The sequence below is a fragment of the Streptomyces sp. NPDC004721 genome (assembly GCF_053601495.1).
In genome coordinates, this window is record NZ_JBSGBZ010000090.1 from 1 (window position 1) to 19428 (window position 19428).

Annotated in this window: 19 protein-coding genes; 10 read left to right on the forward strand and 9 right to left on the reverse strand. The window is 72.8% G+C overall.

Annotated elements, in window-relative coordinates; translation table 11 throughout:
• Positions 1-131 precede the first annotated feature (131 nt).
• Together ACWEK3_RS39410 and ACWEK3_RS39415 are read right to left on the reverse strand one after the other, a co-directional pair.
• Positions 132-1169, reverse strand: a complete 1038-nt coding sequence (locus ACWEK3_RS39410) for a DUF2637 domain-containing protein (protein WP_384428054.1) — start codon at positions 1167-1169, stop codon at positions 132-134.
• 327 nt (positions 1170-1496) lie between these two features.
• Positions 1497-2330, reverse strand: a complete 834-nt coding sequence (locus ACWEK3_RS39415; protein ID WP_453251961.1) for a (2Fe-2S)-binding protein — start codon at positions 2328-2330, stop codon at positions 1497-1499.
• 164 nt (positions 2331-2494) lie between these two features.
• Here ACWEK3_RS39415 and ACWEK3_RS39420 point away from each other — a divergent pair, with 164 nt between their 5' ends.
• Positions 2495-3343, forward strand: a complete 849-nt coding sequence (locus tag ACWEK3_RS39420; RefSeq protein ID WP_450546778.1) for a GntR family transcriptional regulator — start codon at positions 2495-2497, stop codon at positions 3341-3343.
• Between the two features lie 70 nt (positions 3344-3413).
• Here ACWEK3_RS39420 and ACWEK3_RS39425 read toward each other — a convergent pair whose 3' ends face one another.
• The 3 genes from ACWEK3_RS39425 to ACWEK3_RS39435 all read right to left on the reverse strand — a co-directional run bounded on the left by ACWEK3_RS39425 (position 3414) and on the right by ACWEK3_RS39435 (position 6657).
• Entirely contained in the window at positions 3414-3914 is a 501-nt protein-coding gene (locus ACWEK3_RS39425; protein WP_450546779.1) for a DUF2231 domain-containing protein, read from the reverse strand.
• Positions 3915-4042: 128 nt separating this feature from the next.
• Positions 4043-4816 (reverse strand): hypothetical protein, encoded by a 774-nt coding sequence (locus ACWEK3_RS39430; protein ID WP_450546780.1) that lies wholly within the window; start codon positions 4814-4816, stop codon positions 4043-4045.
• Positions 4817-4983: 167 nt separating this feature from the next.
• Positions 4984-6657: a PucR family transcriptional regulator gene (locus ACWEK3_RS39435; RefSeq protein WP_450546781.1), complete on the reverse strand. Its 1674-nt coding sequence runs from the start codon at positions 6655-6657 to the stop codon at positions 4984-4986.
• Between the two features lie 345 nt (positions 6658-7002).
• Here ACWEK3_RS39435 and ACWEK3_RS39440 point away from each other — a divergent pair, with 345 nt between their 5' ends.
• From ACWEK3_RS39440 to ACWEK3_RS39460, 5 genes are all read left to right on the forward strand, one after another.
• Entirely contained in the window at positions 7003-7893 is an 891-nt protein-coding gene (locus tag ACWEK3_RS39440) for an FAD binding domain-containing protein (RefSeq protein WP_384428044.1), read from the forward strand.
• Positions 7893-8465: a (2Fe-2S)-binding protein gene (locus ACWEK3_RS39445; protein WP_450546782.1), complete on the forward strand. Its 573-nt coding sequence runs from the start codon at positions 7893-7895 to the stop codon at positions 8463-8465. The genes ACWEK3_RS39440 and ACWEK3_RS39445 overlap by 1 nt, the downstream gene beginning before the upstream one ends.
• Positions 8466-8467: 2 nt before the next feature.
• Complete coding sequence (locus tag ACWEK3_RS39450) at positions 8468-10888, forward strand: xanthine dehydrogenase family protein molybdopterin-binding subunit (protein ID WP_453251962.1); 2421 nt, start codon at positions 8468-8470, stop codon at positions 10886-10888.
• Positions 10889-11042: 154 nt separating this feature from the next.
• Positions 11043-12500 carry an NCS2 family permease gene (locus ACWEK3_RS39455; protein WP_390728353.1) on the forward strand — a complete coding sequence of 486 codons (1458 nt, stop codon included), beginning with the start codon at positions 11043-11045 and terminating at the stop codon, positions 12498-12500.
• 59 nt (positions 12501-12559) lie between these two features.
• Positions 12560-13711, forward strand: a complete 1152-nt coding sequence (locus ACWEK3_RS39460; RefSeq protein ID WP_453251963.1) for an XdhC family protein — start codon at positions 12560-12562, stop codon at positions 13709-13711.
• A 16-nt stretch (positions 13712-13727) separates the two neighbouring features.
• Here ACWEK3_RS39460 and ACWEK3_RS39465 read toward each other — a convergent pair whose 3' ends face one another.
• Positions 13728-14168, reverse strand: coding sequence for an SRPBCC family protein (locus ACWEK3_RS39465; RefSeq protein WP_225078309.1), 441 nt, complete (start codon positions 14166-14168; stop codon positions 13728-13730).
• A gap of 97 nt (positions 14169-14265) precedes the next feature.
• Here ACWEK3_RS39465 and ACWEK3_RS39470 point away from each other — a divergent pair, with 97 nt between their 5' ends.
• Positions 14266-14757: a GNAT family N-acetyltransferase gene (locus ACWEK3_RS39470; RefSeq protein WP_453251964.1), complete on the forward strand. Its 492-nt coding sequence runs from the start codon at positions 14266-14268 to the stop codon at positions 14755-14757.
• Between the two features lie 56 nt (positions 14758-14813).
• On the opposite strand, the gene ACWEK3_RS39475 is transcribed toward ACWEK3_RS39470, so the two are convergent.
• Positions 14814-15599 carry a polysaccharide deacetylase family protein gene (locus ACWEK3_RS39475; protein ID WP_453251965.1) on the reverse strand — a complete coding sequence of 262 codons (786 nt, stop codon included), beginning with the start codon at positions 15597-15599 and terminating at the stop codon, positions 14814-14816.
• Between the two features lie 131 nt (positions 15600-15730).
• Positions 15731-16033 carry a DUF3040 domain-containing protein gene (locus ACWEK3_RS39480; protein ID WP_453251966.1) on the reverse strand — a complete coding sequence of 101 codons (303 nt, stop codon included), beginning with the start codon at positions 16031-16033 and terminating at the stop codon, positions 15731-15733.
• Positions 16034-16184: 151 nt separating this feature from the next.
• Here ACWEK3_RS39480 and ACWEK3_RS39485 point away from each other — a divergent pair, with 151 nt between their 5' ends.
• The 3 genes from ACWEK3_RS39485 to ACWEK3_RS39495 are packed head-to-tail and all read left to right on the forward strand — an operon-like array spanning position 16185 to position 18546.
• The gene (locus tag ACWEK3_RS39485) at positions 16185-16826 is read left to right on the forward strand and encodes a phosphoribosyltransferase (protein WP_450546788.1); all 642 of its coding nucleotides are present in this window, start codon (positions 16185-16187) and stop codon (positions 16824-16826) included.
• A gap of 27 nt (positions 16827-16853) precedes the next feature.
• Positions 16854-17354, forward strand: coding sequence for a TIGR03668 family PPOX class F420-dependent oxidoreductase (locus tag ACWEK3_RS39490; protein WP_453251967.1), 501 nt, complete (start codon positions 16854-16856; stop codon positions 17352-17354).
• 52 nt (positions 17355-17406) lie between these two features.
• The gene (locus ACWEK3_RS39495; RefSeq protein ID WP_453251968.1) at positions 17407-18546 is read left to right on the forward strand and encodes a winged helix DNA-binding domain-containing protein; all 1140 of its coding nucleotides are present in this window, start codon (positions 17407-17409) and stop codon (positions 18544-18546) included.
• A 131-nt stretch (positions 18547-18677) separates the two neighbouring features.
• Here the strand turns inward: ACWEK3_RS39495 and ACWEK3_RS39500 are convergent.
• Positions 18678-19428, reverse strand: a 751-nt coding sequence (locus tag ACWEK3_RS39500; RefSeq protein WP_453251969.1) for a S1 family peptidase, incomplete at its 5' end; no start/stop codon positions are given.

Below are 19428 nucleotides of genomic sequence, written 5' to 3' on the forward strand. Positions count from 1 at the left end.
GACGCCGTACTGTGCGATCCGCTCGCCGCCGAACTGCGCGTGTGCAACGTCTTCGTACCGGCCCCAGTAGGTGACGTCGGCGAGCCCGTCGGCGCGCCCCCCACCCGTTCACCGGTCCAGTCGAGTCGTTCCTAGCCGAACTGCTGCTCCAGGTCCTTGAGCTTGCGCTCCAGGGAGTCGAGCCGCGGCAGGGCCATTGTGTCGTCCTCCGCGGTGAGGTCGAGGGTGGAGCTCTCGGACCCCTTGCGGACGGGCTGGAGGGACGGACGCGCACGCACGGGAAGCTCCGCCGCCGCTATGGCAGGCTCCGCGGTGACCTGCGTGGAGCCGCGCTCCAGGGCCTGCTGCTCGACCTGCCGGCCGCCCCGGCCGATGAAGCCGCGGTGGCCCCGGCTGAGCGCCTTCAACTGCGCCCGCTCCATGCGCTCCTGATCGCGACGCAGCCGCCGGCTCTCCGCCTTCTGGCGCTCGTCCTCGCGCACCTCGTCGACCGCCTCGTCCAGGCTCCGCACGCCCTCCAGGAGCATCAGCGACCAGGCCTTGTAGGTCTCGCGCGGCGCCCGCACCCAGCGGACTATGCGGATCTGCGGCAGCGGGCGCGGCACGAGACCCTGCTCGCGCAGGGCGGCCCGGCGGGTCTGCTTCAGCGCGCGGTCGAACAGGACCGCGGCGGAGAGGGACATGCCCGCGAAGAAGTGCGGCGCACCCGCGTGGTCGATGCCCCTGGGCGCGTGCACCCAGTTGAACCAGGCCGCGGCGGCGGCGAACAGCCACACGAGTATCCGGGAGCCGAGCGCCGCGTCACCGTGGCTGGCTTCGCGCACCGCGAGCACGGAGCAGAACATCGCCGCGCCGTCCAGGCCGAACGGCACCAGGTACTGCCAGCCGTCGGAGAGGCCGAGGTTCTGCTCGCCGAAGCCGACCAGGCCGTGGAAGGAGAGTGCGGCGGCGACCGCCGCACAGCAGAACAGCAGCGCGTAGGAGGCCGTGCCGTAGATGGCCTCCTTGCGCCTGCGGCGCTCCTCGCTGCGCTCCCACGAGTCGTCCGTGCTCGCGTTCTCCCCGGAGGAGCGCTTGCCGCGCGCGATCATCGCCACCGCCGCCAGCACGCCCAGGAGCAGCACGGCGCCCGGGAGCAGCCAGTTCAGCGATATGTCGGTCAGTCTCATCTGGGGTCCCTTGCATTGGGATAGGGCGTAACGCCCGCCATGGTGGCCCAATCCCGTCGGCCCTCAGGGGGTTTCGGGGCAAGAGGCCGCCAAGGAGGTGCAAGGGGATGCCCGGGGCGGCGTTCTGCTCGAACTGCCGCTTGAGGGGCGGGAGTTGAGTTCGAATAAGACTACCCATACTGGTGGTTCCGCGGAAAGTTCCCGCGACAGGTGAGGGATTTGTGAATCACCTGTGACCTTGTGAGTGTCCCAGTCGCGAGTGATCTTACGCGACCGCGGGGGGTGCGACGGACCGCCGGGACGGGTTCGGCCCGGTGTGACGGTGGCTCAGCCCGCCGCCGTGGCGGTCAGTTTGACGATCCGGTCCGCGTCGGGGGTGCGCGGGCAGGTGACGCAGAGGTCCTCGGGGCGGACGGTGTAGAACATGCAGCAGCTGGCCCGGTCGCGGGTGGGCAGGGACTCGCCGTCGGGCCCCGTCAGTTCCCGGAAGGCCGCGGAGCCGACGTACGGCCGGGTCGCCCCCGGCAGCAGCAGCTCCAGTTCGCACACCGCCCGCTCCTTTTCGCCGAGCAGATGGGCGACGTACCAGAGTCCCTCGACGACCTCGTCGGTCGCCATGCCCCACAGGGCGCGCCCGCGCCGCCGCATACGGGGGCCGAATCCGGCCAGTACCGGCTCCAGGTGCTCGGCGACGGCCGAGCGGAGTTCGGCCCGCAGCGCCTCCTCGTCGCGTACGACGCGCGCGCCGGGCAGTGCGGCCGCCAGGTCGCCCGGCAGGCAGGCGAAGGCGGCGGGGCGTACGGCCATGCGGCCGGCGGCGCGGTCGTAGGAGACGTGGGTCACGGGGAGGCGGGGCACCCGGCGGTGCAGGAACCAGGGCACGGTGAACAGCAGGCAGGCGGGCCAGGCGTAGCGGTGCAGTCCGAAGCTCGCCACGACGTCCGGGCGTGCGGACGTGCCGTAGTCCCGCAGAACCTGGGCGTCGTCCCAGGCCAGGAACGCGTCCAGGCCGCTGCCGCCCGCCGCGAGGGAGGCGGCCGAGGTCCAGCCGCCGCCGTCCGGGACGCTCTCGCCGGGGCCCGCCTCCGTCACCGTGAGTCCGGGGAAGGCCTCGGTGAGGCGGGCGTACGCGTCCGCTACGGCCGAAGAGGGCACAGGCATGCCGGACCACCGTTTTCACGTTCGATTGTAGGTAAGGCTTACCTTACTTCAGTTGATCGGAATGTGAAGCCTTGGCCTACAGCGCCTAAGGTGCTTGACGGCAGAGCGACAAGCCGCCGTAATGACCCCAAGCACCCCAAGCACCGCGAGCCTGGAGGAGAACCGTGAAGCAGGGCGCACAGGACTCCACCGGCACCCGGACCCCCGGGGCCGGCCGGGGTGCCGTGCCTCGCGTGCCGCTCCAGCCGCAGGCCGCGGACCTGCGGCGGGAGCAGGAAGCCGGGGAGCCGCGGCGGGACCAGGAGGCCCCCGCCGCCGCGGACCTCCCCCGGACGGGCGTCCGCGGCGAGCACACGCACGGCGAACCGCCCGTCCCGCGCCCCCGGCCCCTCGTGCGGCGCTCCTCCGTGCGCGGCCAGATCCTGCAGGCTCTGCGTACCGCCCTGGTGGCGGGGGAGCTGAAACCCGGCGAGGTCTACTCGGCGCCCGCGCTCGGCGAGCGGTTCGGGGTCTCCGCGACCCCCGTGCGCGAGGCGATGCAGCAGCTCACGCTGGAGGGCGCCGTGGAGGTCGTGCCCAACCGCGGCTTCCGGGTGATCGAGCGCGGCGACCGCGAGCTCGCCGAACTGGCCGAGGTGCGGGCCCTGCTGGAGGTGCCGGTAATGCTGCGGCTGGCCCGCCGCGTGCCCGTCGAGCGCTGGGCCGAACTGCGCCCGCTTGCCGACGCCACCGTGCGGGCCGCTGCCTCCGGGTGCCGGGCGACCTACGCCGAGGCCGACCGCGCCTTCCACCGCGCGGTGCTGTCCCTCTCCGGGAACGACCAGCTCGTCCAGATCGCCGAGGACCTGCACCGCCGCGCCCAGTGGCCGCTCGTCGGCGGCTCCGCGCGCCCCGCCCGCGCCGACCTCGTCGCCGACGCGGCCGAGCACACGGCGCTCCTGGACGCCCTCATCGCCCGGGACGTCGACGTGGTACGCGCCCTGGTCGCCGAACACTTCGCAGGCGCGGACTGAGCGGGCGGTCATGCGGTGCGGGCCGGGTCGGGCCGGCGCGCGGTGACACGTGGTGGCGGCGTTCCGCCCGTCAGTCGTCGCCGCCCGACTGCGTGGCCGTCTTCGAGTAGGCGTCGTGCCAGGCGGCCTTCGCGCCCGAGTCGCCGATCCGGTACACGTCGACGACCGCACCCGCGGCCACCACCACGGACAGGACGACCGCGGCGACCCGGAGCACCGAGCCCGCGCGCGTTTTTCCGTGCGGTGCGGGCGTCCGGCGGGATATCCACCAGACGCCGGCCGCCAGCACGAACAGGCCGAGAGCCCACGGGAGCAGTCCGTCACCCAGCTCCGCGTGCCGGCGCACCAGCGCGTCGCCGCTCACATGGCGTTCCAGCCACTCCCCGGCCTGAGTGGTCAGCGGCACGCTCACCAGCGTGACCAGGGCGAGCAGTGGCAGCACGAGACCGAGGCGCCGGGCGGCCTGCGGCCACAGGGCGCAGAGCACGAGCGCCAGGGCGCTGAGGGGAACCAGGACGACGACTGCGTGGACCAGCAGCACATGCGCGGGAAGTCCGTTGACCAGGCTCATCGGGCGATCCTCCAGAGCGACCGTGGGGGGTGCGCGCGGACACCGTCGGACGTCCGCGCGTTGGGGCCGGTCAGCCTGGCACAGCAACCTCTCAGGTTCCTCTGAGAAGCAGTCGCCTCATGGGCCTCTCAGGCCGTGGCCGCGCCCGGTGCCGGTGGTGCCGGGGTCAACTGCTGTGCCAGCCAGGTCGGCACGCCCCCCAGCAGCCGGAACAGCCGGCGTGCCTCCTCGCGCAGGCGGGACGCCTCCGGTTCGGTCTCCGCGTCGGCCAGGGAGACCAGGGCCGGCGCGGTGCCGACGAGGTAGCCCAGTTCCTCGCGGATCCGCAGCGACTCGGCGAAGCCGTTCCGGGCCTCGGCCAACTCGCCGTCCCGCATCGCCAGTCCGGCCAGATGGCGCCAGGTGAAGGAGAGCAGCAGCGGATCGGCGTGGGCGATCGCGCCCGCGTGCGCGCGCCGGTACGCGGCGTGTGCGGCCTGCGGGGAGCGGGTGAGGTTCTCGGCGATCAGACCGCGCCGGAAGTCCAGCAGGGCCCGCCCCGGCACCCCGGGCGGGATCAGTGCCGCGGCCCGGCCGAGCGCCGACCGCGCCTCGTCCGCCCGGTCCCGTACGCCGTGCAGCGTGGCCGCGTAGGCAAGGTACCCGCGTTCACAAGCGGCGGCACCCCGCTCCTCGTCGGTGTGGGCGAGCGCCTCGGCGGTGCGCAGCGCGTCCTCGGCCTCCTCCCAGCCGGCCTCGGTGTAGAGGCAGCGTTCGACCAGCAGCGCGGTTCTCTGCAGCGCCGCGGCCGCGGTGGCCGACTGGAGCAGCGCTGCCGCGTCGGCCCAGCACGCGCGTGAGCGCAGCCGCCATACCGCGGTCTGGAGTGGATCGTCACCAGGGGTCGTTCCGTTACCAGACATGGCGGTATGCGCCACGTTGCCCTCCCCGAGCACGCCATCGAGCCTTGAGTGGTTGCGGCATCTCAGCACGAAATCCGTGGCCCGGCCAAGAGGATGGGTGAAAAATTTCACAAAGTCGTGGGACGGAGGAGGTCGCAGGTGGCGCGCCTTGATCGTCCGCCACGGCCTCAACTCATGCGCAACGCCAGGAAGAAGTCCAGCTTGTCCTCGAGGCGGGACAGGTCACGGCCCGTCAACTGCTCGATACGCCCGACCCGGTAGCGCAGCGTGTTGACGTGCAGGTGGAGCCGGGTGGCGCAGCGGGTCCAGGAGCCGTCGCAGTCGAGGAAGGCCTCCAGAGTGGGGATCAGCTCGGCGCGGTGCCGGCGGTCGTAGTCCCGCAGCGGGTCCAGCAGCCGCGCGGTGAAGGCGCGGCGCACGTCGTCCGGGACGAAGGGCAGCAGCAGGACGTGGGAGGCCAGCTCCTGGTGTCCTGCCGCGCAGACGCGTCCGGAGCGCGCCGCCGCGACCCGCCGGGCGTGCCGGGCCTCCTCCAGTGCCCCGCGCAGCCCCTCGGCCGAGTGCACGGCCGCGCTGACGCCCAGGGTGAGCCGCCCGTCGCCGTCGAGACCGGCCGACAGCGGGTCGCGTACGGCCTCCAGCAGCGCGTCGGCGAGCATCTCGGTCTCGGAACCGTCGTGCTCGGCCGAGACGGCCGGGAGCGGCACCAGCGCGACCGCCTCGTCGCCCGTGTGGGCGACTGCTATCCGGTCGGAGGGCTCGGGACCGGTGCTGTGGGGGTCGACGAGGATCTCCTCCAGCAGCGACTGGGCGATCGGCCCGCCCTCGCTCCGCCCGTCGTCCCACTCGACGCGGGCCACGATCACCTGCCAGTGCGGGGCCGCCCCGAGGCCGGGCAGCAGCACCGGCGCGGCGACCCTCAGCCGCGCGGCGATCTCCGTGGGCGGCGCGCCGCTCTGCACCAGCTCCAGCACCTCCTGGGCCAGCCGCCTGCGCACCGTGCGGGCCGCGTCCCGGCGGTCCCGTTCGACCGCGATCAGCTGGGTGACGCCCTGGAGCAGATCCAGCCGCTCCTCGGGCCACTCGCCCGCGTCCGCCTCCACGGCCAGCAGCCAGTCCGACAGCACCGTCTCGCGCGCGTCCCGCGCGTCCCGCGGGGAGCGGCCGCCGCCGCGGATGGGGAACAGGGAGTACGTCGTCGGGCCCAGCGCCACCCGGTGCGGGCCGCGTCGGCCGGTGCGGGCGGCCGCCAGGTGCTCGGCGGCGAGCCGGGCGCACGCGTCGGCGGGCAGCGCCGGGCCCCCCACCTTGGGCCCGGCGATCAGCCGGCCGGTGGGGGAGAGCAGCCAGGCCCGCAGGTCCAGGTCGGAGCCCAGCAGGTCCAGCACCACGTCCGGGCCCCCGCCCGCCGGGCCGGCCGTCATCATCCTGCGGTGCCGCTCCACGACGGCCGCCAGGTCACCGGCGCGCTCGCCGGACACCTGCCGCACCACGTGCTCGGTGATCGTCGCGAACGCCACCGACTCGTTCACCGCGAACAGCGGCAGCCGGTGCCGGGCGCAGGCCGCCACGAGGTCGTCGGGCACGGGCCCCAGCTCGGCCTCACCGGCCGCCAGGGCGGCCACCCCGGCCCGCACCAGGATCCGTACGAACGGCTCGGAGTCGGCGGCGTCCCGGCGCCAGGCGAGCCCCGACAGCACCAGCTCACCGCCGGAGAGGTAGCGGCTGGGGTCGCGCAGGTCGGTGGTCATGACACCCCGGACGGTGCGGTCCAGTTCGTCCTCCCCGCCGAGCAGCTTCAGGCCCAGCGCATCGGTGTCCAGCAGTGCGCGCAGCCGCATTCTCGTCGCCGCCGTTCTGTGTCTCGAAAACTACGATGGATCAAGTGGCGAGGGTCCGGCCGCGCGGCCGGGCAGCAGCTCCGCCAAGAGGTGAGTCCGCGTCCCCTCAGTCGCCTCTGTTTCCAGGGGAACCGAAGAGGTTCCTGATGACCTCGGTTCATACGAATCTACAAGATGCCCGCGCCGACCAGCCAAACCCTTCATGTTTTCGGTGACTGACCGAGCCGGAGCGGTCAGCGGTGTACTGACTCCACTCCGCGTAAAAGGGACAGGAACGAGCCGGGCCCGCCGCACACGGATTGGCTCAATCTGTACGACTCACGAGACGGAAGAAGAGAGCCGGTCATGGACTTCCTTCGCCCCGCCAGCTGGGAGGAGGCGCTCGCCGCGAAGGCCGAGCACCCCTCCGCTGTGCCGATTGCGGGTGGCACCGACGTGATGGTCGAGATCAACTTCGACCACCGACGGCCCGAGTACCTCCTCGATCTGACCCGCGTCCCAGACCTCTACGAGTGGGAGGTCGGTGAGGACGCCGTGCGGCTCGGCGCCTCCGTTCCGTACTCGAAGATCATGGAGAACCTGCGGGCCGAGCTGCCGGGCCTGGCCCTTGCCTCGCACACGGTGGCCTCCCCGCAGATCCGCAACCGCGGCGGCGTCGGCGGCAACCTCGGCACCGCCTCCCCGGCCGGCGACGCCCACCCCGCCCTGCTGGCGGCCGGCGCGGAGGTCGAGGTGGAGTCGGTCCGCGGCTCCCGCCGCATCCCGATCGACGCCTTCTACACCGGCGTCAAGCGCAACGCCCTGGAGCCCGACGAGCTGATCCGCGCCGTCCATGTCGAGAAGGCCGACGGACCGCAGCAGTTCTCCAAGGTCGGCACCCGCAACGCCATGGTCATCGCCGTGTGCGCCTTCGGCCTCGCCCTGCACCCGGAGACCCGTACGGTGCGCACCGGCATCGGCTCGGCCGCGCCCACGCCCATCCGGGCCAGGGCCGCCGAGGAGTTCCTGAACGCGGCACTCGACGAGGGCGGCTTCTGGGACAGCGGGGAGATCATCACCCCCTCCGTCGCCCAGCAGTTCGCGCAGCTGTGCTCCGCCGCCTGCAACCCGATCGACGACGTCCGGGGCACCGCGAGCTACCGCCGCCATGCGGTGGGCGTCATGGCCCGCCGGACGCTCACCTGGACCTGGGAGTCGTACCGCGGCGCCCGCCGAACGAACGAGGGAGCCGCGTGATGCGCGTCAACTTCACCGTCAACGGACGCCCCCAGCAGGCCGACGACGTCTGGGAGGGCGAGTCCCTGCTGTACGTCCTGCGCGAGCGCCTGGGGCTGCCCGGCTCCAAGAACGCCTGCGAGCAGGGCGAGTGCGGCTCCTGCACGGTGCGCCTGGACGGCGTGCCGGTGTGCTCCTGCCTGGTCGCCGCCGGGCAGGTCGAGGGGCGCGAGGTCGTGACCGTCGAGGGCCTGGCGGACTACGCCAGGCAGCGGTCCTGCGGCTCGGGCGCCTGCGGTACGGCGCTGGAGGACGCCCAGCGGTGGCAGCCGCGGGGCCCCGGAGCGCAGACCGGCGTGGAGGGCGAACTCTCGCCGGTCCAGCAGGCGTTCATCGACGCGGGCGCCGTCCAGTGCGGATTCTGCACCCCGGGCCTGCTGGTCGCCGCCGACGAGATGCTGGAGCGCAACCCCAACCCGACCGACGCGGACATCCGCGAGGCCCTGTCGGGCAACCTGTGCCGCTGCACGGGCTACGAGAAGATCATGGACGCGGTCCGCCTGGCGGCCGCCCGGCAGTCCGAGGGAGTCTGAGCATGACGGCCCCCAAGCTCTCCACTACGTTCGTGCAGGGTGGTACCCCCACCGGCGCTCCCACCAAAGTCACCCAGGGCTCGCAGACCAGGGGCGGCATCGGCGAGTCCACCCTCCGCCCCGACGGCATCCTCAAGGTCACCGGCGAGTTCGCGTACTCCTCCGACATGTGGCACGAGGACATGCTCTGGGGCCAGATCCTGCGCTCCACGGTCGCGCACGCCGAGATCGTCTCGATCGACACCGCCGAGGCCCTCGCCACACCGGGCGTGTACGCCGTGATGACGTACGACGACCTGCCCACCGAGGTGAAGAACTACGGCCTGGAGATCCAGGACACCCCGGTCCTGGCCCACGGCAAGGTCCGCCACCACGGCGAGCCCGTCGCCGTCGTCGCCGCCGACCACCCCGAGACCGCCCGCCGCGCCGCCGCCAAGATCAAGGTGGAGTACCGGGAACTGCCGGTGATCACCGACGAGGCCTCCGCGACCGCACCGGACGCCGTCCTCGTCCACGAGAACCGCACCGACCACCACGCCGGCCACGTCCCGCACCCCAACATCGTCCACCGCCAGCCGATTGTCCGCGGCGACGCCGAACAGGCCGCGAGGAGAGCCGACTTCGTCGTCAGGGGCGATTACCACTTCGGCATGCAGGACCAGGCCTTCCTCGGCCCCGAGTCCGGGCTCGCCGTGCCCGAGGAGGACGGCGGCGTCCATCTCTACATCGCCACCCAGTGGCTGCACAGCGACCTGCGCCAGATCGCGCCGGTGCTCGGCCTGCCGCCGGAGAAGGTCCGGATGACGCTGGCCGGCGTCGGCGGTGCCTTCGGCGGGCGCGAGGACCTGTCGATGCAGATCCACGCCTGCCTGCTGGCGCTGCGCACCGGCAAGCCCGTCAAGATCGTCTACAACCGGTTCGAGTCCTTCTTCGGACACGTCCACCGCCACCCGGCCAAGCTGTACTACGAGCACGGGGCCACCAAGGACGGCAAACTCACCCACGTCAGGTGCCGGATCGTGCTGGACGGCGGCGCGTACGCCTCCGCCTCCCCGGCGGTCGTCGGCAACGCCGCCTCGCTCGGCATCGGCCCCTACGAGGTCGACGACGTCGACATCGAGGCCGTCGCCCTCTACACCAACAACCCGCCCTGCGGCGCCATGCGCGGCTTCGGCGCGGTCCAGGCGTGCTTCGCCTACGAGGCGCAGATGGACAAGCTCGCCGACGCCGTCGGCATGGACCGGGTGGAGTTCCGGCAGCTGAACGCCATGTCCCAGGGCACGATCATGCCGACCGGGCAGCCGGTCGACTCCCCGGCCCCGGTCGCCGAACTCCTGCGCCGCGTCAAGGCGATGCCGATGCCGCCGGAGCGCCAGTGGGAGAGCTCCGAGGGCGCCGACGTCCGGCAGCTGCCCGGTGGCCTGTCCAACACCACGCACGGCGAGGGCGTCGTACGCGGGGTGGGCTACGCGGTCGGCATCAAGAACGTCGGCTTCTCCGAGGGCTTCGACGACTACTCCACCGCCAAGGTCCGCATGGAGGTCGTCGGCGGCGAGCCGGTCGCCACCGTGCACACCGCGATGGCGGAGGTCGGCCAGGGCGGCGTCACCGTCCACGCGCAGATCGCCCGCACCGAGCTGGGCGTCACCCAGGTGACCATCCACCCGGCCGACACCCAGGTGGGCAGCGCCGGTTCGACGTCCGCCTCCCGGCAGACGTACGTCACCGGCGGCGCCGTCAAGAACGCCTGCGAGCTCGTGCGCGAGAAGGTCCTGGAGATCGGGCGCCGCAAGTTCGGCTCCTTCCACCCCGCCTGGGCCACCGCCGAACTCCTCCTGGAGGGCGGCAAGGTCGTCACCGACGGCGGCGAGGCGCTCGCCGACCTGGTGGACGTCCTCGAGGACGAGGCCGTCGAGGTGGAGGAGGAGTGGCGGCACCGGCCGACCGAACCCTTCGACCTGCGCACCGGCCAGGGCAACGGCCATGTGCAGTACTCCTTCGCCGCGCACCGCGCGGTCGTCGAGGTGGACACCGATCTCGGCCTGGTGAAGGTGATCGAGCTGGCCTGCGCCCAGGACGTCGGCAAGGCGCTCAACCCGCTGTCCGTCGTCGGCCAGATCCAGGGCGGCACCACCCAGGGCCTGGGCGTGGCGGTCATGGAGGAGATCGTCGTCGACCCGAAGACGGCGAAGGTGCGCAACCCGTCCTTCACGGACTACCTCATCCCCACCATCCTCGACACGCCGACCATCCCCGTCGACGTGCTCGAACTCGCCGACGACCACGCGCCGTACGGGCTGCGCGGCGTCGGCGAGGCCCCCACCCTGTCGTCCACGCCCGCCGTCCTGGCGGCGATCCGCAACGCGACGGGGCTGGAGCTGAACCGCACGCCGGTCCGGCCGGAACACCTCACCGGCATGTGAGCCCACGGCGTCCGAACCGATGAACCCCCGGGGGGAGTTCGCCCCCCGGGGACCCCAACTGTTCGTCTCGGGCCGTCCCCCGGGTCGTCCATTCCCAGATCCCGCATGCCGCCGAAGGCATCGGGTGTCCCTGTGAACCTTGGGAGATGGCCCCATGACCCAGCAGTCAGTGGAGCCGAGGACCACCGCCGAGGACGCGGGCGCGGGCAGCCGCGTCCCGGCGGGCCGGTCCTGGCTCGACCGCTACTTCCACATATCCCGGCGGGGATCCACGGTCGCGCGTGAAGTGCGCGGCGGCGTCACCACCTTCATGGCGATGGCGTACATCCTGCTCCTCAACCCCCTGATCCTGTCCGGCAAGGACGCCGCCGGCGACACCCTCGGCCAGAAGGCCCTGATCACCGCGACCGCGTTCGCCGCGGCCCTCACCACCCTGCTGATGGGCTTCGTCGGCAGGGTGCCGCTCGCCCTCGCCGCCGGCCTGTCCGTCTCCGGCGTCCTGTCCTCGCAGGTCGCGCCGCAGATGACCTGGCCCCAGGCGATGGGCATGTGCGTGGTCTACGGCGTGGTCATCATGCTGCTGGTCGTCACCGGCCTACGCGAGATGATCATGAACGCCATCCCGCAGGCGCTCAAGCACGGGATCACCATCGGCATCGGCCTGTTCATCGCGCTCATCGGCTTCTACAAGTCCGGTTTCGTGCACCAGGGCAAGACCACCCCGGTCACCCTCGGTCCGGCCGGCGAACTCGCCGGCTGGCCGGTGCTGCTCTTCGCCTGCACCCTGCTGCTGATCTTCGTGCTCCAGGCCCGCAACGTCCCCGGCGCCATCCTCGTCGGCATCGTCGGCGGCACGGTGGCGGCGGCCGTCCTGAACGGCGCGGGCGTCATCAAGGCCGACGCCTGGGCGGGTGGCGCGCCCGTACTGCACGGCAGCGCGGTCTCGATGCCCGACTTCTCGCTCTTCGGGCACGTCGAGTTCGGCGGCTGGGGCCAGGTCGGCGCGATGACGGTCGGCATGATCGTCTTCACTCTGGTCCTGGCCGGCTTCTTCGACGCGATGGCCACCATCATCGGCGTCGGCACCGAGGCGAAGCTGGCCGACGCCGAGGGCCGCATGCCCGGCCTGTCCAAGGCGCTGTTCATCGACGGCGCGGGCGGAGCGATCGGCGGTGTGGCCGGCGGATCCGGGCAGACCGTGTTCATCGAGTCGGCGACCGGTGTCGGCGAGGGCGCCCGCACGGGCCTCGCCTCGGTCGTCACCGGCCTGTTCTTCGCGGCCTGCCTGTTCTTCACCCCGCTCACCGCGATCGTCCCGCAGGAGGTCGCCGCCGCCGCGCTGGTGGTCATCGGGGCCATGATGCTGATGAACGCCCGGCACGTGGACTGGGCCGACCGGTCCACCGCGATCCCGGTCTTCCTCACCGTGGTCCTGATGCCGTTCACGTACACCATCACCACGGGTGTCGCGGCCGGCGTCATCTCGTACACCGCCATCAAGGCCGCCCAGGGCAGGGCCCGGGAGATCGGCGCCTTCATGTGGGGCCTGACCGCGGTCTTCCTCGTGTACTTCGCGCTCAACCCCATAGAAAGCTGGCTGGGCGTGCGCTAGCCGTGCCGCCACCCGCCGCCGACGCGCCCTCCCCACGACCGTCGCAAGGAGACCGACAGATGCTGGACATCGCCGAGGAACTGGACCGGTGGGTCGCGCAGGGACGCGACTTCGCCGTGGCCACCGTGGTGGCCGTCGGCGGCAGCGCACCGCGCCGGCCGGGTGCCGCCCTCGCGGTCGACGCCGACGGCACGGCCATCGGCTCCGTCTCCGGCGGCTGTGTGGAGGGCGCCGTGTACGAGCTGTGCCGGCAGGCGCTGGAGGACGGCGAAACCGTCCTGGAGCGCTTCGGCTACAGCGACGAGGACGCCTTCGCCGTCGGCCTGACCTGCGGCGGCGTCATCGACATCCTCGTCACACCGGTACGGGCCGCCGATTCGGCCCGTACCGTGGCCGCGTCCGCGCTGGCCGCCGTCGCGCGGGGAGAGGCGGCGGCCCTGGCCCGGATCGTGTCCGGTCCGGCCCGACTGCTGGGCAGGGCACTGCTGGTCCGCCCCGACGGCTCCTGGGAGGGCGGCCTCGGCGGCCACCCGGAACTGGACCGCACGGTCGTCGGCGAGGCGTCCGCCTTCCTGGACGCCGGGCGCACCGGCACCCTGGAGATCGGCGAGCGGGGCTCGCGCTGCGGCGCCCCGCTCACGGTCCTCGTCGAGTCCGCGGTGCCGCCGCCCCGGATGATCGTCTTCGGGGCGATCGACTTCGCCTCGGCGTTGGTGCGCGTCGGCAAGTTCCTCGGCTTCCACGTCACCGTGTGCGACGCCCGGCCCGTCTTCGCCACCCGGGCGCGCTTCCCGGAGGCTGACGAGATCGTCGTCGAGTGGCCGCACGAGTACCTCGCCCGCACCGGGGTCGACGCCCGCACGGTGCTGTGCGTCCTGACCCACGACGCCAAGTTCGACATTCCCCTGCTGAAGCTGGCGCTGCGCCTTCCGGTGGCCTACGTCGGCGCCATGGGCTCCCGCCGCACCCACCTCGACCGCAACCGCCGGCTGCGCGAAGTCGGCGTGACGGAACTGGAGTTGGCGCGGCTGCGGTCCCCGATCGGCCTCGACCTCGGCGCCCGTACGCCCGAGGAGACAGCCCTGTCGATCGCCTCCGAGATCGTCGCCGACCGGCGCGGCGGCAGCGGCGTGTCCCTCACCGGCGCGCACACCCCGATCCACCACGACGGCGTGCCCGTGGCCACCGAGCGGATCGGCGCGGTCTCCTGACGGTACGTCAGAGCGCTCAAGGCTGCCTGAGCAGCCGGTTCAGTGCGCGTCCGAACACCGACCGGGCCGCGCCGCGCAGGGGTTCGTCGAACAGGCCCGGCAGGAAGCGGACCCGCAGTTCCTCCCGCCAGACCACCCGCGTACGGCCCCCGGGGCCGGGCCGCACCTCGAACTCGGCCCAGCCCAGCACCACTCGGCCGCGCTTCTCCACCCGGCACAGCCCCGGCTCGCCGTCGGCCGGCGGACGCCAGACGGTGACCTCCATCGGATCGTCGAAGCCGAGGGGACCGATCCCCGAACGGGCCACGAACACCGTGCCCTCCCGGGTCGGCGCGGACGTGACCACGTTGATACGGGTCAGCGGCACCGCGTCGGCATGCCGCGACCACCGCGTGATCCGCCGCCACGCCTCGTCGAGGGGGAGCGGCGCGGTGCGTTCGAGCGAGAAGTTCACCACGCCACGATCGTAGGCAATGGGTGGCCTCACCTTGCGAGTTCGCCCCCGGCTCACACGGTTGGCTCATCGCCCGGTCCTTCCGCGTATGCTCCCAATCATGGTGATGCTGGAACGGCTGCGCCCCGACCACGCGGGGGCGCTGCTGGCCTTCGAGCGGGAGAACCGTCGCTACTTCGCCCGCACCGTGCCGGACCGGGGGGACGCGTACTTCACCGGATTCGCCGCCCGCCACCGCGCTCTCCTCGCCGAACAGGACGCCGGCATCTGCCACTTCCACGTCGTCGTGGACGAACAGGGCGAACTGGTGGGCCGCGTCAACCTCGTCGACGTCGCCGACGGGTGCGCCGAACTCGGGTACCGGATCTGCGAGCGCGCCGCGGGCCGGGGCGTGGCGACGGCCGCCGTGCGGGAGGTGAGCCGGCTCGCCGTCGTGACGTACCGGCTCACCGAGCTCACCGCGGTCACCACCCTCGACAACGCGGCTTCCATGACCGTGCTCGCACGCACCGGGTTCAGGGCGGTGGGCGAGGAGATCGTCGGTGGGCGGCCGGGGAGGCGCTACCGGCTCCGCCTTGCCGACGGCGGCTGAACCGGGCCGCGCGCCTGGAGAGCGCGGCCCGGTGGGAAGCCATTCCGTGGGTCGTCCTACGGCCGGTAGACCTTGCCCGGCTCCGCCCTGCCCGGTGCCAGCAACTGCGGCACGGTGACGAAGACGTACCCCCGCTCCTTCAGCGCGTCGATGATCCCGGGCACCGCGGGCACCGTACCCGCGTAGATGTCGTGCAGCAGGATGATCCCGTCCCGGGAGGTCTGGTCGAGCACGCGCCGGGTGATCAGCTCGGAGTCGGTCGTGGTGTAGTCCTTGGCGGTCACGCTCCACAGGACCTCGGACATGCCCAGCTCCTTGCAGATCCGGTGCACGGTGTCGTCGGTGCGGCCCTGCGGCGGGCGCATCAGAGTCGGCTTCCGCCCGGTCAGCCGCTCTATCTCCTCGTTCGGGCGCTGTATCTCCTCGCGTACGCGCTCCGCCGGTATCCGGGTCAGGATCTGGTGGTCCCAGGTGTGGTTCGCCACCTCGTGGCCCTCGGCGGCCATGCGGACGACCAGCTCCGGGTACTTCTCGATGTGCCGGGCGCCGAGCAGGAAGAAGGTCGCCGGGACCTGTTCCTCCTTGAGGATGTCGAGCAGCCGGGCGGAGTTCTCGCTCGGCCCCGCGTCGAAGGTCAGCGCGACGCACTTGGCGTGACGGCAGTCCACCGTGCCGAAGGCGGCGGGCGCACCCGTCGCGGGGTGCGCGCGGGCCGCGCTCGGCGCCGTGCCGTCGCGTGCGCAGCCGGTCAGTGTGAGACACGCGGCCGCCAATGCCGTCAGTGCCGTCAATGCCCGGAACCGGGCCCCCGTTTTCGTCGTCTTCCTGGTCACACAAGGCATGCCGGGACTATATGCAGCGTGTATAGACGCAGTGTATAGCGGGGTCGAATAACTGATCGAAGTGCAGGCCTAGGCCGGTCGAAGGGACACCACGGCGGCCACGGCGGGGATCCGGGCCTGTCGGTGGCGCGTCAGGACTCGGCCCGGCGGCACAGCAGCCGCAGTACGGAGAACAGCGCCACCGGCCACACCGCCGCGAACGCCCAGATCACGCCCGGCTCCGAGGTGACCGCACCGGCTGTCAGGAGGGCGACGGAGAGCGCCACCAGCAGCACCACGGTCCACAGTCGAGGAGCGTAGGACGCCACCCGGGAGAGGGTCGGTGGTCTGCGCGCCGACCGCAGCCGCCGGACCAGACGGCGGTCACGGCTGAGGGCGCGTTCTATCTCGTTCAGGATCCGCTGTTCGCGATCGGGGAGTCGGCCTGTCGACACTGTTGCTCCTACGGGGGAACCGGTCTGCCGTGAGTCCTCTCCGACTGCCCCTCACACCTCGGCCTAACCGGCCGGGCCGACGGCGCCGGCGGAATGTGATCGGCCGGGCCCCGCGGGGTACCCGGCAACCAGGGCGGAAGGAGGGACGCCCATGAGGTTCCGCGACCGTGCGCAGGCCGGCCGGCAACTGGCCGAACGGCTGCGCTCCCGGTACGAGGCGGGCGCACTGCCCGACCCCGTGGTGCTGGCGCTGCCCCGCGGCGGCGTCGCGGTGGCCCGGGAGGTCGCGCGGGCGCTGGACGCCCCGCTGGACGTGGTCGTGGTCCGCAAGATCGGCGCCCCCTCGCAGGAGGAGTACGGCCTCGGCGCGATCGCCGGGGACGACCCGCCACTGTTCGACAAGGCGGCCCTGGACCTGCTCGGCCTGACCGAGGAGGACCTCGCCCCGGCGGTGGAGCGCGAACGCGCCGAACTGCGCCGCCGCGCACGGCGCTACCGCCACGGCCGTCCCGCCCCGGACCTGCGCGGACGTACCGCGATCGTCGTCGACGACGGCCTGGCCACCGGTTCCACCGCCCGCGCCGCGCTGCGGCACGTCCGGCGCGGCGCACCCGCGCAGACCGTCCTCGCCGTCCCCGTCGGCGCACCCGACGCCGTCCGCGCGCTGAGCGGCGAGGCCGACGAGCTGATCTGCCTCCACCAGCCGCCCACCTTCACCGCCGTGGGCGTCTGGTACGACGACTTCGAGCAGTTGACGGACGAGGAGGTGCTGCGGGCCCTGACAGACGGCTGAACGGACGGCTGGGAGGAGGCCACGCCCGTGCCCCGCATGGACCCCGGCGAGGCGCGCCGCCGGTTCCTCGCCGCCCGGGTGGCGAGGCTGGCCACGGTGGACGCGGCCGGCCGCCCGCACCTGGTGCCCACGGTGTTCGCCGCCCTCGGCGAGGACGGCGTCGTGACGGCCGTCGACCGCAAGCCGAAGACCACGACCCGGCTCAGGCGCCTGCGAAACATCGAGGCCACCGGGTCCGTGTCCCTGCTGGCCGACGACTACGACGAGGACTGGAACCGCCTGTGGTGGGCCCGCGCCGACGGCGACGCCCGGATCGTGCCGCCCGACGCGGAGGACGAACGGAGCGTGGTGCAGTACGGGACCGCGCTCGCCCGGCTGCTGCGCAAGTACCCGCAGTACCGCGAGAACCCGCCGGACGGACCGGTGATCGCGATCACCGTCCGCCACTGGACGGGTTGGTACGCCACCGAACCGCCCGCCGCCGGCCGCGGCGGCCAGGGCCCCGGTGACGGACGGCCGGGACCCTGACGAGAGACGAAAGAGGACAGAAACTGTCCTCAAGGGCCGCTACCGTGCGGACATGACGAAGACGACGACCACCGTCTCGGCCCCCGTGCTGGGCGTGCGCGCCCTCAACCGGGCGACTCTCGACCGGCAGTTGCTGCTGCGCCGCGCGCCGCTGCCGGCCAAGGCGGCCGTGGAGCACCTGGTGGGCCTTCAGGCGCAGAACGTCAAGCCGCCGTACTACGCCCTCGCCGCCCGCCTCGACGGTTTCGCACCGGAGCGGCTGTCGGAGCTGATGGCCGGCCGCGAGGTGGTCCGCATCGTCACCCTGCGCTCGACCATCCACACCCACACCGCCGACGACTGCCTCACCCTGCGACCGCTCGTCCAGGGCGCCCGCGAGCGCGAACTCAACCAGTTCCGCAAGGGCCTGGACGGCGTCGACCTCGACCGGCTCACCGCGCTCGTCCGCGACCTCGTCGAGGCCGAGCCGCGCACGATGGCGCAACTGCGCGCCGCCCTCGGCGCCCAGTGGCCCGACGCCGACCCCCAGGCCCTCGGCATCGCGGCCCGCTGCCGGCTCCCGTTGGTGCAGGTCACCCCGCGCGGACTGTGGGACAGAAGCGGACAGGTCGCCCTCACCACCGCCGAGCACTGGCTCGGCCGGCCCATGGGCTCCTCTCCAGGGCTCTCGGAAGGGGACGGCCCCGCCGCCCTGGAAGCCACGGTCCTGCGCTATCTCGCGGCCTTCGGTCCGGCCTCCGTCCGGGACATGCAGACCTGGGCGGGCCTGACCCGGCTGCGCCCCGCCTTCGAACGCCTCCGCCCCCGGCTCGTCACCTTCCGGGACGACGCCGGCGCCGAGCTGTTCGACCTTCCCGACGCTCCCCGCCCCGACCCGGACACCCCGGCACCGCCCCGCTTCCTGCCCGAGTTCGACAACGTGCTCCTCGCCCACGCCGACCGCGTCCGCGTGGTGCCCGAGCGGTACCGGGGTCGCAACGCGCAGGGCAACCAGGCCCATCGCGCCCTCCTCGTCGACGGCTTCCTGGCGGGGCTGTGGAAACCGGAGGGCGACACGCTGGTGGTCGAGCCCTTCGGCCGGCTGACCAGGGCCCAGCGGCAGGACGTGACCGCCGAGGCCGAGCGCATGCTCGCCACCCTGCACCCGGGCGCGTCGTACGACATGCGGTTCGGGACCGTCGTAGGGCGCTGAGACTCCGGCGGTGGGGGTGCCGGCACCACGGAGGTCATGGGGGCCATGGGGCCATGAGGGACATGGAAAGGGGGCGTTGCGGGCCGCTCGTGGTGGCTCGCAACGCCCCCTGGCTTTCACCGGGGCACGGCTCAGGTCAGGACCTGCTCGGTCACGAGGCTGGAGAAGGAGGCCAGCCGGGTGTAGACACCCGGCTGGCCCGCCTCGGCACAGCCGTTGCCCCAGGAAGTGATCCCTGCCAGGACGCCCCCGATGAGCAGGGGACCGCCGCTGTCGCCCTGGCAGGTGTCGACGCCGCCGGACGGGTATCCGGCGCAAACCATGTCGCTCGCGACGAAGTCGGAGCCGTAGGAGTCGCGGCATTCGGTGTCGGACACGACGGGCGCCGTCGCCATCCGCAACTGGTCGGAGGAGCCGCCGTTCTTGCCCGTGGTGCCCCAGCCCAGGATGCGGCCCGTCATGCCGGGCGCGTACACGCCGGTGCCGGTGGGGGAGACGTACGCCGCCGTGGCGTACGGCATCGGCTTGGCCAGGGTGAGCACGGCCACGTCGCCGCCGTTGACCGCGTCCGTGTAGCCGGGGTCGAACCAGATCCGGCTGACCTCGCCGACCGTGCCGTCGGTACCGCTGAGATGGGTACGCCCGCCCACCACCCGCACGTTGCCCGCGGTCTCGCCGACCACGCAGTGTGCGGCGGTGACCACCTTCGTGGGTGCGACCAGGGTGCCGCCGCAGAACTGGCCGCCGGTCGCGTCCGTGATCTGCATGACGAACGGGTACTCCGCCGTCGTGGGGGGGGGGGGGGGGGCCCCCCGCCCCCCCCCCCCGCGGGGGGGCGGGGGGGGGGGGGGGGGGGGGGGGGGGGGGGGGGGTGGAGGAGGT

Bases quoted from the DNA above. Each gene is read 5' to 3' on its own strand.
- ACWEK3_RS39410 (WP_384428054.1), bottom strand. From the start codon at position 1,169: ATGAGACTGACCGACATATCGCTGAACTGGCTGCTCCCGGGCGCCGTG.
- ACWEK3_RS39415 (WP_453251961.1), bottom strand. From the start codon at position 2,330: ATGCCTGTGCCCTCTTCGGCCGTAGCGGACGCGTACGCCCGCCTCACC.
- ACWEK3_RS39425 (WP_450546779.1), bottom strand. From the start codon at position 3,914: ATGAGCCTGGTCAACGGACTTCCCGCGCATGTGCTGCTGGTCCACGCA.
- ACWEK3_RS39430 (WP_450546780.1), bottom strand. From the start codon at position 4,816: ATGTCTGGTAACGGAACGACCCCTGGTGACGATCCACTCCAGACCGCG.
- ACWEK3_RS39435 (WP_450546781.1), bottom strand. From the start codon at position 6,657: ATGCGGCTGCGCGCACTGCTGGACACCGATGCGCTGGGCCTGAAGCTG.
- ACWEK3_RS39440 (WP_384428044.1), top strand. From the start codon at position 7,003: ATGGACTTCCTTCGCCCCGCCAGCTGGGAGGAGGCGCTCGCCGCGAAG.
- ACWEK3_RS39445 (WP_450546782.1), top strand. From the start codon at position 7,893: ATGCGCGTCAACTTCACCGTCAACGGACGCCCCCAGCAGGCCGACGAC.
- ACWEK3_RS39450 (WP_453251962.1), top strand. From the start codon at position 8,468: ATGACGGCCCCCAAGCTCTCCACTACGTTCGTGCAGGGTGGTACCCCC.
- ACWEK3_RS39455 (WP_390728353.1), top strand. From the start codon at position 11,043: ATGACCCAGCAGTCAGTGGAGCCGAGGACCACCGCCGAGGACGCGGGC.
- ACWEK3_RS39460 (WP_453251963.1), top strand. From the start codon at position 12,560: ATGCTGGACATCGCCGAGGAACTGGACCGGTGGGTCGCGCAGGGACGC.
- ACWEK3_RS39470 (WP_453251964.1), top strand. From the start codon at position 14,266: ATGGTGATGCTGGAACGGCTGCGCCCCGACCACGCGGGGGCGCTGCTG.
- ACWEK3_RS39475 (WP_453251965.1), bottom strand. From the start codon at position 15,599: ATGCCTTGTGTGACCAGGAAGACGACGAAAACGGGGGCCCGGTTCCGG.
- ACWEK3_RS39485 (WP_450546788.1), top strand. From the start codon at position 16,185: ATGAGGTTCCGCGACCGTGCGCAGGCCGGCCGGCAACTGGCCGAACGG.
- ACWEK3_RS39495 (WP_453251968.1), top strand. From the start codon at position 17,407: ATGACGAAGACGACGACCACCGTCTCGGCCCCCGTGCTGGGCGTGCGC.